This is a genomic window from Amycolatopsis sp. FBCC-B4732 (assembly GCF_023008405.1).
In the GTDB taxonomy this organism is placed as follows: Bacteria; Actinomycetota; Actinomycetes; order Mycobacteriales; family Pseudonocardiaceae; genus Amycolatopsis; species Amycolatopsis pretoriensis_A.
This window is the reverse complement of sequence record NZ_CP095376.1, coordinates 5,955,734-5,969,333: the sequence shown is the minus strand read 5'-3', so window position 1 is coordinate 5,969,333 and position 13,600 is coordinate 5,955,734. Positions and strand designations below refer to the sequence as shown.

Genomic DNA, 13,600 nt, shown 5'->3' with positions numbered 1-13,600 from the left:
CCTCCCGCGGAGCATGTTGGGAGCGGTAGGACGAAAGGGGCGTGCCGTGGACTTCCTGCTGCACCACGGAATCACCGTGCTGGGCCAGTGGATCTCGATCGCCGAGCTCGCCGGGCAGGTGTTCGCGCTGGCGGTCGTGTTCCTCGCGCAGCGTCGCACGCTGTGGACGTGGCCCGTGCAGGTCGGGGCCACCGTGCTGCTGTTCGCCGTCTACGTCTCCGCGCACCTCGGCGGGCTCGCCGCCCGGCAGGTCGCCATCCTTGCCATCTCGCTCTACGGCTGGTGGGCCTGGACGCGCCGCAAGGACCCGGTGTTCGGCGTCGTCGTCCGCTCGGGCCGGCTCGCCGAACGGCTGGCCATGCTGGGCGCGTTCGTCGTCGGCACGACGGTGATGGCGCTGGTCCTGGACGCGCTGCACGCCTCCTGGGCGCCGTGGCCGGACGCCGCGATCTTCGTCGGCACCCTCGTCGCCTTCGGCGCGCAGGGCGCGGGGCTCGTCGAGTTCTGGCTGGTCTGGCTGGTCGTCGACGCGATCGGCGTGCCGCTGCAGATCTCCTCCGGCCTGTACTTCTCGGCCGCGATCTACATCGTGTTCGCCGGGCTCGTCGTGCACGGCTGGTGGAGCTGGAACCGCTCCGCCAAGCGCGTCGCGGCCTCGGCCGGGGTCATGGCAGCATCCAGCTGAGCACCGGCGTGCTCTGCCCGAGCACGATCAGGCACATCACCAGCAGCAGCCCCAGGCTCCACGGCAGCACCTTGCGCAGCAGCTTGCCCTCCTCGCCGGGCAGGTTCGCGGCCACGCAGGCGATCGTGAGGTTCTGCGGCGACACCATCTTGCCGAGGACGCCGCCGGAGCTGTTGGCCGCGGCCAGCAGGTCCGCCGGCAGGCCGGTCTTGGTCGCCGCGGTCACCTGCAGGGCGCCGAAGAGCGCGTTCGCCGAGGTGTCGGAACCCGAAACGGCGACGCCGAACCAGCCCAGCACCGGCGACAGGAACGCCAGCCCGGCGCCGGCCGCTGCGATGAACGTGCCGATCGCGGGAGTCTGGCCGGACAGGTTCATCACGTAGGCCAGTGCGAGCACCCCGGTGACGGTGAGGATCGCGAACCGCAGCTCCTTGACGGTGGCCAGCCACTCCTGCGCGGTGCCGCTCGCCGGGACGGCCAGGATCACCGCCGTCAGCACGCCGGCGATGAGCACGAGCGTGCCGCCGGTGTTGAGGAACGGCAGCGAAAAAGTGTTGCCGGAAACCGGTTTCCCGTTCGGCCCGGCCACGTCCAGCCCGGGCCAGTGGAACTTCCAGGTCGCCTTGTCCAGCAGCTTCTTCACCGGCGGGAGGACGGCGATCGAGAAGATCACGATGATCAGCGCGTAGGGCAGGTAGGCCTTCACGACGTCGTCGCGGGAGTCGTGCGGCGGCTCCTCGGCGGTCGCCGTCCCGCCGGTGCCGATCCGGACCTCCGCCGGGACCGGCCGGCGGGTCTGGGGGAGCGCCACGAGCGCGGCGGCGCCGGCGAGCGCGGCGCCGATGTCGGCCAGCTGCGGCGACACGAAGTTGGACGCGAGGAACTGCACGAGCCCGAACGCGACCCCGCAGACCAGCGCGGGCAGCCAGGTGTCCTTCAGGCCGCGCTTGCCGTCGACGATGAGCACCAGCAGCAGCGGCACCACCAGCGCGAGCAGCGGCGTCTGGCGCCCGACGATCGAGGACACCTCCTGCAGTGGCAGGCCGGTGACCTGGGCGAGGGTGACCACCGGCGTGCCCATCGCGCCGAACGCGACCGGTGCGGTGTTCGCGACCAGCGCGACGACCGCGGCCTTCACCGGGTGGAAGCCGACGGCCACGAGCATCACGGCGCTGATCGCGACGGGCGCGCCGAAGCCGGCCAGTGCCTCCATCAGGGCCCCGAAGCAGAAGGCGATGATCAGCGCCTGGATCCGCGGGTCGTCGGAGATCCGGCCGAACGAGCGGCGCAGGACGTCGAAGTGCCCGGTCCGCACGGTGAGGCGGTAGATCCACAGCGCGTTGACGACGATCCACATGATCGGCCACAGCCCGAACGCGGCGCCCTGCAGCGCGCCGGAGACGGCCTGCACGACGGGCATCCCGAACGCGGCGATCCCGACGACGAGCGCGACGAGCAGCCCGATCAGGGCCGCGTGGTGCGCGCGCATCCGGACGGCGCCGAGGAGCACGAGGACGGTGGCCAGCGGCAGCACGGCGACGAGCGCCGACAAGCCCAGCGAGCCGAGGGGAGTCACGTCTTGCACGAACACTGCCTGCACGAACACGGGCGACCTCCGTTTTCCACGATGCGAAAACGGCCTTTCGGCGGGTGCCCGAGATCTTCGTCACAAACCGGTCGGTCCGTCAAGAACTTGAGACCGGTTGGCCCAACGCGTCAGCCGTTCACGCCCGGGGCAGCACGGCGAGCGCCGTCTCGGCGATGGCGCGGAGCTCCGCCGGCTCGACGCCGCCCTTGCCCAGCGCTTCGAGGCCGCGCAGGACGGCCAGCACGAGCCCGGCCAGGTGGGCGGGGTCCGCGCCGGCGTCGAGGTCGCCCGCGCGCTGGGCGCCCGCGATGCACGCCGTCAGGTAGTCCTGCAGGTCGCGGAACGCCCGCCGGGTCCGTGTGGCGACCGCCTCGTCGTGCTCCGCGCATTCGGCGGCGCCCTTCGCCATCAGGCAGCCGCGGCGCTCCCGGTCGGCGGCGACCGACTCGGCGATGGCCCGCACGTGGTCGCCGAGCCGCCGGAGGGCCGTGTCGTCGGGGCCTTCGAGCTGGTGCCGCACGCCATCGGTCGATTCGGTGCAGTAGTAGTCGTAGACGCGCAGGTAGAGCGCGTGCTTGTCCCCGAAGGCGCCGTAGAGGCTGCCCTTGCCGAGGCCGGTCACGGCGGCGATGTCGTCGACCTTCGTGCCCGCGTAGCCGTGCTCCCAGAACTGGTCCCTGGCCGCGCGCAGGACCGCTGCCTCGTCGAAGCTCCGGGGTCTCGCCATGAGATCAGCCTACCCATTGTTGACTATCTCGTCCAGAACGGCGTACGTTCTGGACGAGATAGTCAAGAACTCGGAGGGCATCGTGAACCTGGAAAACAAGACCGCCGTCGTGACCGGTGGCAGCACCGGCATCGGCCTCGCCATCGCGAAGCGGTTCGCGGCCGAAGGCGCGCACGTGTTCATCACGGGCCGGCGCAAGGAGGCCCTCGACGACGCGGTCGCCGAGATCGGCGGCGACGTCACGGCGATCCGGGCGGACTCCGCGAACCTGGCCGACCTGGAGGAGCTCTACCGCGCGGTGGCCGGGCGCGGCCGTGGCCTGGACGTCCTGGTGGCCAACTCCGGCGGCGGCAGCTTCGCCCCGCTCGGCCAGATCACCGAAGAACAGTTCGACACGACGTTCGCCACGAACGTCAAGGGCGTCCTGTTCGCCGTCCAGCAGGCACTGCCGCTGCTGAACGAGAACGCGTCGATCATCCTCACCGGCTCGACGGCGTCGACCCGGGTCGACCCGGCCTTCAGCGTCTACGGGGCGACGAAGGCGGCGGTGCGCAACTTCGCCCGCGGCTGGGCGATCGACCTGAAGGGGACCGGGACGCGGGTCAACGTCCTGAGCCCGGGGCCCACGCGCACCCCCGGCCTGCTCGGCCTCGTCGCCGAGGACGAGCAGCAGGGCTTGGTCGACAACCTCGCGGCGCAGGTCCCGCTCGGCCGGGTCGGCGAACCGGCCGAAATCGCGGCCGCCGCGCTGTTCCTGGCTTCCGCGGAGTCGAGCTTCGTCAACGGCGTCGAGTTCTTCGTCGACGGCGGCCTCGCGCAGGTCTGACTAACGCAGGGTGGCGTGGCCCGGGGTCAGGTCCTTCAGGGTCCGGACGCCCAGCAGCTGCATCGTGCGGACCATCTCCGTGCGCAGGATGTCGACGCACCGCTGGACCCCGCGCTCGCCGCCGGCCATCAGGCCGTACAGGAACGCGCGGCCGATCAGCACCGCGTCCGCGCCGCGCGCGATCGCCGCGACGATGTCGCCGCCGGAGAGGATGCCGGTGTCGATCCAGACCTCGGCGCCGCCCTGGAGCTCGTCCAGCACCGCCGGGAGGAGCTCCAGGGGTGTCGGGGCGCGGTCGAGCTGGCGGCCGCCGTGGTTGGACAGCAGGACGGCGTCCGCGCCGTGCTTGACGACGTCGCGGGCGTCGTCGACGTTCTGCACGCCCTTGACCACGAGCTTGCCGGGCCAGGTCTGGCGGACCCAGTCGAGGTCGTCGAAGTTGAGCGTCGGGTCGAAGAGCTTGTTCAGCAGCTCGGCGACGGTGCCGTCGAAGTGGCTGAGCGAGGCGAAGTTCAGCGGCTCGGTGGTGAGCAGGTTGAACCACCACGCCGGGTGCGTGGCGCCGTCGAGGAACGTCTTGAGCGTCAGCGCCGGCGGGATGGTCAGGCCGTTGCGGACGTCCCGCAGGCGCGCGCCGCCGACCGGGGTGTCCACGGTCAGCATGAGCGTGTCGAAGCCGTTTTCCCACGCCCGATTCATCAGATCTTCACCGGCGGCGTGGTCGCGCCAGACGTAGAGCTGGAACCACTTGCGGGCGCCGGGCGCGGCCGCCGCGAGGTCCTCGATCGACGTCGTCGCCATCGTCGAGAGGCCCATCGGGATGCCGTTGCGCTCGGCGACGCGCGCGACCGCGCTCTCGCCCTCGTGCTGCATCATCCGCGTGAACCCGGTGGGGGCGAAGGCGAACGGCAGCGCCGAGGTCTTGCCGAGGATCTCCCGCGTCGTGTCCACATCGGACACCCCGCGCAACACGTTCGGGTGGAACTCGACCCGGCGGTAGGCCTGCCGGGCGCGGAGCAGGCTGTCCTCGAGCTCGGCGGCGCCGTCGGTGTAGTCGAAGGCCGCTCGCGGGGTGCGCTTGCGCGCGGCCGTCCGCAGGTCGGCGATGGTGTGCGCGTTCGCCAGCCGCCGTTCGGTCGGGTTCAGGACGATCGGCTTGGGTCGCAGGATCTGCTTCAGCTCGGCCGGCTTCGGCAGGCGGCGCTTGGTCACCTTCATCAACTCCCTAACGAACTACGCGGCAAGAGGAGCCCGGCAGACATCGGATGTCTGCCGGGCTCCTTTCTAGCACCAGGTCACGCGCTCCCGGAATCCGACGTCTGCGGCCCGGCGGCCGCGATGTCGTCGAGCCGGTACTTCGTGGCCGCTTCGAGGACCTTCGCCTGCTCGACCTCGCCGCGCTTGGCGAGGATCGACAGCGCGCCGACGGTGATCGACTCGGCGTCGACCAGGAACTTCCGCCGCGCCGCCGGCCGGGTGTCGGAGAACCCGAACCCGTCGGTGCCCAGCGTCAGCATGTCGGTCGGGACGTACGGGCGGATCAGGTCCGGCACCGCGCGCATCCAGTCCGACACCGCCACGACCGGCCCGTTCGCGCCCTGCAGCTTCTCGGTCACGAACGGCACGCGCGGCTCGCTGCCCGGGTAGAGCAGGTTGTCGTGGTCGATCGCGACGGCTTCGCGCCGCAGCTCGGTCCACGACGTCGCCGACCACACCGCGGCCCGCACGCCCCACTCCTCGGCCAGCAGCTGCTGAGCCTTGAGCGCGTCCGGCATCGTGACGCCGGAGACGAGGATCTGCACCTCCGGGCCGTCGCCTTCCGGGGCCTCGGCGTACTTGTAGAGACCCTTGAGCAGGCCGTCGACGTCGAGGTTCTCCGGCTCGGCGGGCTGCTGGTACGGCTCGTTGTAGATCGTCATGTAGTAGAAGACGTTCTCGCCGTTGCCGTCCGGGCCGGTCTCGCCGTACATCCGGCGCAGGCCGTCCTTCACGATGTGCGCGATCTCGAACGACCACGACGGGTCGTACGCCACGGCGGCCGGGTTGGTCGCCGCCAGCAGCAGCGAGTGCCCGTCGGCGTGCTGCAGGCCCTCACCGGTCAGCGTGGTGCGCCCGGCGGTGGCGCCGATGACGAACCCGCGGGCCATCTGGTCGGCGGCGGCGTAGAGGCCGTCACCGGTGCGCTGGAACCCGAACATCGAGTAGAAGATGTAGATCGGGATCATCGGCTCGCCGTGCGTCGCGTACGACGTGCCGACGGCGGTGAACGACGCGGTCGAGCCCGCCTCGTTGATGCCCTCGTGCAGCAGCTGGCCCTTCTCGGACTCCTTGTAGGCCAGCATCAGGCTCGCGTCGACCGACGTGTACGTCTGGCCGTGCGGGTTGTAGATCTTGGCCGTCGGGAACATCGAGTCGAGGCCGAAGGTGCGGGCCTCGTCCGGGATGATCGGGACGACGCGCTTGCCGATCTCGGAGTCCTTCGCCAGCTCGCGGACCAGCCGGACGAACGCCATCGTCGTGGCGACCTCCTGCTTGCCGGAGCCCTTGCGGACGCCTTCGTAGATCTTGTCGCCGGGCAGCACGAGCGCCTTCGCGGCCTTCGGGCGGCGTTCCGGCAGGAAGCCGCCGAGCGCCTTGCGTCGCCCGATCAGGTACTCGATCTCGGGCGAGTTCGCACCCGGGTGGTAGTACGGCGGCAGCTTCGGGTCGCGCTCGAGCTCCTCGTCGCTGATCGGGATCCGCTGCGAGTCGCGGAACAGCTTCAGGTCGTCGAGGGTGAGCTTCTTCATCTGGTGCGTGGCGTTGCGGCCCTCGAACGCCGGGCCCAGGCCGTAGCCCTTGATCGTGTGGGCCAGGATCACCGTCGGCTGGCCGTGGTGCTCCAGCGCCGACTTGTAGGCCGCGTACACCTTGCGGTAGTCGTGGCCGCCGCGCTTGAGGTTCCAGATGTCGGCGTCGGAGAGGTCCTTGACCAGGTCCTTCGTCCGCGGGTCGCGGCCGAAGAAGTGCTCGCGGACGAACGCGCCGTCGTTGGCCTTGTACGTCTGGTAGTCGCCGTCCGGCGTCACGTTCATCAGGTTGACCAGGGCGCCGTCGCGGTCGGCGTGCAGCAGCGAGTCCCACTCGCGGCCCCAGATGACCTTGATGACGTTCCAGCCGGCGCCGCGGAAGTACGACTCCAGCTCCTGGATGATCTTGCCGTTGCCGCGCACCGGGCCGTCGAGCCGCTGCAGGTTGCAGTTGATCACGAAGGTCAGGTTGTCGAGGCCCTCACCGGCCGCGATGTGGATCAGGCCGCGCGATTCGGCCTCGTCCATCTCGCCGTCGCCGAGGAACGCCCAGACGTGCTGGTCGTTGGTGTCCTTGATGCCGCGGTCGCGCAGGTAGCGGTTGAACCGCGCCTGGTAGATCGCGTTCATCGGGCCGAGGCCCATCGACACCGTCGGGTTCTCCCAGAATTCCGGCATCAGCCGCGGGTGCGGGTACGACGGCAGGCCGCCGCCCTCGCCGGCGTGGCTGTACTCCTGGCGGAACCCGTCGAGCTGCTGCTCGGACAGCCGGCCCTCGAGGAACGCGCGGGCGTAGATGCCGGGGGAGGCGTGGCCCTGGATGTAGATCTGGTCGCCGCCGCCCGAGTGGTCCTTGCCGCGGAAGAAGTGGTTGAACCCGACCTCGTACAGCGCCGCCGAGGAGGCGTAGGTCGAGATGTGGCCGCCGACGCCGACGCCGGGGCGCTGCGCGCGGTGCACCATGATCGCCGCGTTCCAGCGGATCCAGGCGCGGTAGCGGCGCTCGATCTCCTCGTCACCGGGGAACCAGGGTTCGTTCTCGGTGGGGATCGTGTTGACGTAGTCCGTCGAGGTCAGCGCCGGGACGCCGACGTTCCGCTCGCGGGCCCGCTCGAGGATGCGCAGCATCAGGTACCTGGCCCGCTGCTGCCCGCCCCTCGCCAGAGCCTCGTCGAACGAGTCCAGCCACTCGGCGGTCTCCTCCGGGTCGATGTCGGGCAGGTGCGCCGCCAGTCCGTCACGGATGACGCGTACGCGTGCCGGGGTCTCCTTGCTGGAGGCGCCGTCGTTCTGCGGGGCCAAGGGGTCTCCTTGCGAAAAAGTCGTAGCCGGTGGTGCTCGTGCGCGGGCGTGTACGACTCTCCATCGTCGTCTTCCGTCCCGGCTTCCGCACCGCTACTTGGCGGTAACATGGGCCGACCCGGTCGGGCCACTCCCTGCGCGCGGTGTATCGCGCGCGCGTTTTCTTCTCCCCCACCCTAGGGGACGGCTCGCGGCGGGGTGGCAGACCGGTGGTGCGAGGCACCCGAAACGCCGTCGCGGCGAGCCCCTCCCGGGCCGTATCCTGCGACACGAGTTGTCACAGATCCGGTGTGGACGGTTGCGCGCGGAGCCGCACCAGTGTTCGCTATCGGCAACCGGGTAGCCGAGTGTGGCGGAGCCGTACCCTCCGATAGAGGGTGGGGAACGCCACGCTCCGTCGCAGTTGGAGGAGTGAAAGCAGTGGTCGCCGCGGGAGACGCTGATCAGAGCAGCGTCGCCGAGAGGCTCGGCATCAAGCCCGAGATGGTCGTCCAGGAGATCGGCTGGGACGAGGACGTCGACGACGACCTCCGTGCGGCGATCGAGGAACAGATCGGCGGGGACATCCTCGACGAGGAGGCCGACGAGGTCATCGACGTGGTGCTGCTGTGGTGGCGCGAAGACGACGGCGACCTCGGCGACGCTCTCATCGACGCGAGGGGTCCCCTCGAAGAGACCGGCGTGATCTGGGTGCTGACCCCGAAGACGGGACAGCCCGGGCACGTCGAGCCGAGCGAGATCGCCGAAGCGGTACCCGTCGTCGGACTGGCCCAGACCGCCAACATGAGCGTCGGCGCGAACTGGATCGGCACCAGGCTGGTGTCCCCCAAGTCGAAGTCGAAGCAGCGCTGACCCGGCCTGGGCCGGCGGACACGATAGGGTTGTCGTCGCAGGCACGTGTCCGTACGGGAGAGGAAACGCGGTATGGCAGTCGAGGTCGGTTCCGAGGCCCCTGACTTCACGCTCAACGACTACAACAAGCAGCCGGTCCAGCTGTCCTCCTTCCGGGGCGACAAGCCGGTACTGGTGGTCTTCTACCCGTTCGCGTTCAGCGGCATCTGCACCGGCGAGCTCTGCCAGCTCCGCGACGAGTTCGCCGACTACGACGGCAAGGGCGTCCAGGTCCTGGGCGTCTCGGTCGACACGCCGTTCTCGCTCAAGGCGTGGGCCGAGAAGGAGGGCTACCAGTTCCCGCTGCTGTCCGACTTCTGGCCGCACGGCGAGGTGGCGCGCGCGTACGGCGTGTTCAACGAGCAGGCGGGCCTGGCCGTGCGCGGCACCTTCCTGATCGACACGTCCGGCGTCGTGCGCTTCGCCGAGGTGAACGCACCGGGCGAGGCCCGCGACCAGCAGGGCTGGAAGAAGGCCGTCGCCGAACTGGTCTGATTTCTTCCCGGCGGCGGTCCCCCTGGTGGGGGGATCGCCGCCGGCGGGGCGCATAGCTCAGCGGAAGAGCACTCGGTTTACACCCGAGCGGTCGCAGGTTCGAACCCTGCTGCGCCCACCGAACGACCACCCGGGAGAGGACAGGCTGAGCTCGTGCCCGCTTCCGCCTGGATCTTCGTGGTCCTCGGTGCGCTCGAAGCCGTGGCCGGCGGTGTCTGGCTGTGGTTGCGCCGGTGGTTCGCCCGCGGGCTGAGGCCGTTCCTGGTGGAGGCCGTTCGCCCGCTGCCGTCGATTCCCCGCGTTCCCCTGGTGGCCGGGACCGTCGTCGACGAGCGGACCGGTGAGGAACGCGAACTGCTGCGCACCACCGTGCCCGTGCTGGCCGGTGACGTCGTGCGGTGCCGGCCCGCCGGTGGCGGGCGGGCGCGGTTGCTGCCGACGCCCCGGACCGCCTTGCCCGGCACTTTCCTGGTGCGGGGCGCCCTGCTCGTCGTGTTCGGGCTCGCGGTCGGCCGGACCGGGCTCGACGAGGACGTCACCGGTGGTCAGAATGCTTCGTACCTGTTCGTGGCCTGGTTGTTCACCCTGTTCGGCGCGGTCGCGGTCGGGATTGCGGCGGGCCGCCTGCGGTTCGCGCGGCACGTGCGCGAGGTCGAAGGTCACGTCGTCGACGAGCGGCGGTGGCTGAACCGGGCGCCGAGTGAGCCGAAGGTGCGCTACACCGTCTACGGCCGGACCCGTTCGGCCTGGGCCGGCCGGTACAGCTTCCGGTCGCCGCGGCTCGGGAAGCCGGTCGTCGTGCTGCTGGACCCGCGCACCGAAGCCGTCGCCCGCAGGGTGGGCGGCAGCTTCGGCCTCCTCCAGTTCTTCGGCGTCCTCGCCGGCCTGCTCGGCGCGCTGCAGTTCGTCGGCGCGCTCGGCCTGCTCGGCTGACGCTCACCCCGCCATGGCGGGTTCCGGAGCGGGCGCCGGGCGCATCGCCCGGACCAGCACCGCCAGTCCCGCGAACAGCACCGCCGCGAGCACGCCCGTCACGTTCAGCGCCGTCGTGAACGCCGCCTTCGCCTGGGCCGCCAGTTCCGGGTGCGTGACGTCCGCGGCGAGCGTGGAACCGGCCGGGAAGACGCCGTGGTAGATCGTCGTCGCGGTCAGGCCGATCAGGGCCAGGCCCAGGGAGCCGCCCAGGTAGTTGCCCGTGTCCGCCATCGAGGCCGCCGAACCCGCGCGCTCCGGCGGGACCGCGCCCATCACCAGGCCGATGCCCAGGGCGAACAGCGGGCCCGTGCCCAGCGTCAGGATCGCGATCGCTGCCATCACCAGGGCCGCGCCGTCGGCGACGACCAGCAGGAGGCTGCCCGCCGCCGAGACGACCAGGCCGCCGGCGATCGCCGTCGCCGGGGTGAGCCAGCGGGTCAGCGTCGGGGCCGTCATGGTGCCCAAGGCCACGCCGAGGCCCATCGGGGCGAACATGACCGCCGACAGCAGCGGGGAGTAGCCCAGGACGCTCTGCAGGTACTGCGTCACCAGCAGGCCGACGCCCGCCATCGCGACACCGGCGAAGACCAGGGCCACCAGGACCGCCGTGAACGGGCGGTTGCGGAACAGGCGCAGGTCCAGCAGCGGGGACGCCGTCGTCAGCTGGCGGTGGGCGAAGACCGCGCCGAGCAGACCGCCGAGGGCGATGGCGCAGAGGGGGATCAGCAGGTCGCCGGTGGTCAGCTGCTTGAGGCCGAACACGATCAGCAGGACCGCGGCCAGCGAGAGCGCGACGCCGGGGAAGTCGAGGCGGCCGGACGCCGGGGCGCGGAACTCCGGGAGCAGGAACGGGCCGGCCGCCAGCAGCACCGCCACCGCCGGGACCGCGACCAGGAACACCGAGCCCCACGTGAAGTGCTGGAGCAGGAAGCCGGCGAACACCGGGCCGGCCGCGCCGCCCGCGAACTGGCACGTCGCCCAGATCGAGATGGCCTTTCCGCGCCGGCGGCCGTCGCGGAACATGTTCGTGATCAGCGCCAGCGTCGACGGCATCAGCGTCGCCCCCGCCACGCCGAGTGCGCCGCGGACCACGATGAGCATCTCCGGGCTCGTCGAGAACGCGGCGACGATCGAGAGGATCCCGAAGGCCGTGCCACCGATCAGGAGCAGGCGGCGGCGCCCGATGCGGTCGCCGAGGGTGCCCATCGTGATGACGAACCCGGCGACGACGAACCCGTAGCTGTCGGTGATCCACAGCTGCTCCGTGGCGCTCGCGCCGAGATCCGCGCTGAGCTGCGGCAACGCGAGGAACAGCGAGGTCATGTCCATCGCGACGAGCAGCGTGGGCAGCACGAGCACCGCCAGGCCCAGCCACTCCCGACGTCCGGCGACGTTCTCCATTTCGGCTCCTTCTCGGTGGTGCGGACACCAGGGGGTCGGAGCCGCCCGCGCGGACCGGACACGGGCGCGGAAACTTTCTTGAGGCGATCTTGAGGAACGGCGGAGGGACGCCGGAGGTCCGGGCCCGAACCTGGTTCCAGCGCACCACACCGGGTGGTGCCCGCCGGTTAAGGACCGCCATGGCCGACCACGCCCTCCCCGCCCGCCGCCGCTCCCCGTGGCGCCCCGTCGCCCTCGCCGTCGTCGGCGGCTCCGTGCTCGTCGCGATGGGCGCCGGCGTCTGGGCGACGCTCTCGGCCACCGCCGCGAACGTGACGCCCGAGACGATCAGCAGCGGCACCCTCAAGCTCACCCTCGCGGCCAACGGCGCCGGGTTCGACCAGGCCGTCGCCAACCTCGCCCCCGGCGACACCGTCAACCGCTACGTCGACCTCACCAGCGGCGGCAGCCTCGACGCCCAGGCGCTGACCGTGCAGGTCGCCGCCACCGGCTCGGGCGCCCTCGTCACCGACGGCGCCACGACCAAGGCGCTGCGGGTCACCGTCAAGCAGTGCCCGGGCACCTGGAACACCTCGACCGGCGCGTGCGGCGGCGGCACCGCGACGACGCTGCTCCCGGCGACCGCGCTGAGCGGCCTCAGCAGCGCCCAGTCGCTGATCGCCGGCGCGGTGCCCGCGGGCTCCGTCTCGCACCTGCAGGTCTCCGTGCAGCTGCCGGACCAGGCCGAGACGACGGTCAACGGCGCGCTGCCGGCGTCGACCATCCAGGGCCTGACCGCGAACCTGACCTACACCTTCGCCGAGACGCAGCGCTCGGCCACCACCACGAACTCCTGAGCCGTGCGCCGGTCCTGGTCCGTCCGGGCGGCGGCCGTCACCGCGACGGCCGCCGCGCTGGCCGCCGTGCCCGCCACCGCCGGCGCGGCCGGTCTCGCCACCGCCGCCGACGCGGTCCGCGCGACGACGGTGACGTGGTCGGCGGTGCTGGCCGACAGCTCGGGCGCGGTCCAGACCGGCAAGCCGCTCACCGTCTCGTGGGGGCTGTTCGACACCTCGCCGCGCTACGCGTCGGTCCGCAACAACGGCACGGTCGCGCTCACGGGGGAGACCTACGCGGTCACCGTCACCGGCGGGTTCCTCCCGGCGGGCGTCCGCCTCGACGCCTGCGCCGGCGGCAGCTGGTCGGGCGGCACGTGCCCGGGCACGGTCGTCGCGCTGACCGACTCGGCCGCGGGCCCGGCGGCCGTCGTCCGCGCGCTCGCCGCCGGCGACCAGCTGAGCCTGCGGATCGCGCTCACCGGCACCGGGGTCGCGACCACGGCGACGGTCGGCGTCTCCGTGTCCCGCACCCAGATCCGCGCCGCTACCACCACGAACTCGTAGGAGCCACCCGATGGTCACCACCGCGCCCGCCCCCGGACGGCACCGCACGAGCCGCCCGCCGCGCCGGCTGCCGGGCGTGCTGCTCGGCCTGGTCGCGGTGCTCGCCGTCGCCGGTGCCGTCGCGGTCTTCGTGCTCCGGGCCGGGTTCGCGCCCGTCCTGTCGCCGAGCATGGAGCCCGGGTTCGCGCCGGGAGACCTGCTCATCACCCGTCAGGTGGACGCCCGATCGGTGGATGTCGGCGACGTCGTCGTGCTGCCCCGCCCGGACGCGCCGGCGGAGCGGTACGCCCACCGCGTCGTCGAGGTCGACCGGTCGCAGGCCGAGCCGCGGGTGCGGACGAAGGGCGACAACAACGCCGCCGCCGACCCGCAGCGCCTGCGCATCACGTCGCCGACGGTGCCGGTGGTCGCCGGGCACGTGCCGTGGATCGGGCGCGTGGCGCTGCTCGGCCAGTACGGCGGGGTGCGCGTCGCGGTGATCGTGTTCGCCGGGCTTTGCCTGCTGGTCGCGGCGAAGCGGGCGTTGTGGTGAAGCTGCC

The 13,600-nt window shown here is 71.6% G+C and carries 13 protein-coding genes and 1 tRNA gene; 9 read left to right on the top strand and 5 right to left on the bottom strand.

Going from position 1 to position 13,600, the window contains the following annotated elements:
* Positions 1–46: 46 nt before the first annotated feature.
* Positions 47–685 carry a nicotinamide mononucleotide transporter family protein gene (locus tag MUY14_RS25875; protein ID WP_247012703.1) on the top strand — a complete coding sequence of 213 codons (639 nt, stop codon included), beginning with the start codon at positions 47–49 and terminating at the stop codon, positions 683–685.
* Here the strand turns inward: MUY14_RS25875 and MUY14_RS25870 are convergent.
* The gene (locus MUY14_RS25870; RefSeq protein ID WP_247025241.1) at positions 666–2,276 is read right to left on the bottom strand and encodes an L-lactate permease; all 1,611 of its coding nucleotides are present in this window, start codon (positions 2,274–2,276) and stop codon (positions 666–668) included. The two genes, MUY14_RS25875 and MUY14_RS25870, sit on opposite strands and share 20 nt — an antisense overlap.
* Positions 2,277–2,409: 133 nt before the next feature.
* Entirely contained in the window at positions 2,410–3,000 is a 591-nt protein-coding gene (locus MUY14_RS25865) for a TetR/AcrR family transcriptional regulator (protein ID WP_247012701.1), read from the bottom strand.
* A gap of 79 nt (positions 3,001–3,079) precedes the next feature.
* Here MUY14_RS25865 and MUY14_RS25860 point away from each other — a divergent pair, with 79 nt between their 5' ends.
* Positions 3,080–3,826, top strand: a complete 747-nt coding sequence (locus MUY14_RS25860; RefSeq protein ID WP_396126867.1) for an SDR family oxidoreductase — start codon at positions 3,080–3,082, stop codon at positions 3,824–3,826.
* Here the strand turns inward: MUY14_RS25860 and MUY14_RS25855 are convergent, their stop codons facing one another.
* The gene (locus MUY14_RS25855; protein WP_247012697.1) at positions 3,827–5,038 is read right to left on the bottom strand and encodes an alpha-hydroxy acid oxidase; all 1,212 of its coding nucleotides are present in this window, start codon (positions 5,036–5,038) and stop codon (positions 3,827–3,829) included.
* A gap of 83 nt (positions 5,039–5,121) precedes the next feature.
* A complete protein-coding gene (gene aceE, locus MUY14_RS25850) occupies positions 5,122–7,917 on the bottom strand; it encodes a pyruvate dehydrogenase (acetyl-transferring), homodimeric type (RefSeq protein ID WP_247012695.1) in 2,796 nt (931 codons plus the stop codon).
* A 420-nt stretch (positions 7,918–8,337) separates the two neighbouring features.
* Here aceE and MUY14_RS25845 point away from each other — a divergent pair, with 420 nt between their 5' ends.
* The 4 genes from MUY14_RS25845 (at position 8,338) to MUY14_RS25830 (ending at position 10,236) form a co-directional block, all read left to right on the top strand.
* Entirely contained in the window at positions 8,338–8,769 is a 432-nt protein-coding gene (locus MUY14_RS25845) for a DUF3052 domain-containing protein (RefSeq protein WP_247012693.1), read from the top strand.
* Between the two features lie 72 nt (positions 8,770–8,841).
* Positions 8,842–9,303: a peroxiredoxin gene (locus MUY14_RS25840; RefSeq protein WP_247012691.1), complete on the top strand. Its 462-nt coding sequence runs from the start codon at positions 8,842–8,844 to the stop codon at positions 9,301–9,303.
* Positions 9,304–9,349: 46 nt separating this feature from the next.
* Positions 9,350–9,421: transfer RNA gene (locus MUY14_RS25835), tRNA-Val, on the top strand.
* Between the two features lie 35 nt (positions 9,422–9,456).
* Positions 9,457–10,236, top strand: a complete 780-nt coding sequence (locus MUY14_RS25830; protein ID WP_247012689.1) for a hypothetical protein — start codon at positions 9,457–9,459, stop codon at positions 10,234–10,236.
* A 3-nt stretch (positions 10,237–10,239) separates the two neighbouring features.
* Here MUY14_RS25830 and MUY14_RS25825 read toward each other — a convergent pair whose 3' ends face one another.
* Positions 10,240–11,679, bottom strand: a complete 1,440-nt coding sequence (locus tag MUY14_RS25825) for an MFS transporter (protein ID WP_247012687.1) — start codon at positions 11,677–11,679, stop codon at positions 10,240–10,242.
* A gap of 179 nt (positions 11,680–11,858) precedes the next feature.
* On the opposite strand from MUY14_RS25825, the gene MUY14_RS25820 reads away from it, so the two are divergent.
* Genes MUY14_RS25820 through MUY14_RS25810 form a run of 3 tightly spaced genes read left to right on the top strand, consistent with a single transcriptional unit; the run spans position 11,859 to position 13,593 of the window.
* Positions 11,859–12,515, top strand: coding sequence for a CalY family protein (locus tag MUY14_RS25820; protein WP_247012685.1), 657 nt, complete (start codon positions 11,859–11,861; stop codon positions 12,513–12,515).
* A gap of 3 nt (positions 12,516–12,518) precedes the next feature.
* Positions 12,519–13,061, top strand: coding sequence for a hypothetical protein (locus MUY14_RS25815; protein WP_247012683.1), 543 nt, complete (start codon positions 12,519–12,521; stop codon positions 13,059–13,061).
* Between the two features lie 10 nt (positions 13,062–13,071).
* Positions 13,072–13,593 (top strand): signal peptidase I, encoded by a 522-nt coding sequence (locus MUY14_RS25810; protein WP_247012681.1) that lies wholly within the window; start codon positions 13,072–13,074, stop codon positions 13,591–13,593.
* Positions 13,594–13,600 lie beyond the last annotated feature (7 nt).

Bases quoted from the DNA above. Each gene is read 5' to 3' on its own strand.
- MUY14_RS25865 (WP_247012701.1), bottom strand. From the start codon at position 3,000: ATGGCGAGACCCCGGAGCTTCGACGAGGCAGCGGTCCTGCGCGCGGCC.
- MUY14_RS25840 (WP_247012691.1), top strand. From the start codon at position 8,842: ATGGCAGTCGAGGTCGGTTCCGAGGCCCCTGACTTCACGCTCAACGAC.
- MUY14_RS25825 (WP_247012687.1), bottom strand. From the start codon at position 11,679: ATGGAGAACGTCGCCGGACGTCGGGAGTGGCTGGGCCTGGCGGTGCTC.
- MUY14_RS25820 (WP_247012685.1), top strand. From the start codon at position 11,859: ATGGCCGACCACGCCCTCCCCGCCCGCCGCCGCTCCCCGTGGCGCCCC.
- MUY14_RS25810 (WP_247012681.1), top strand. From the start codon at position 13,072: ATGGTCACCACCGCGCCCGCCCCCGGACGGCACCGCACGAGCCGCCCG.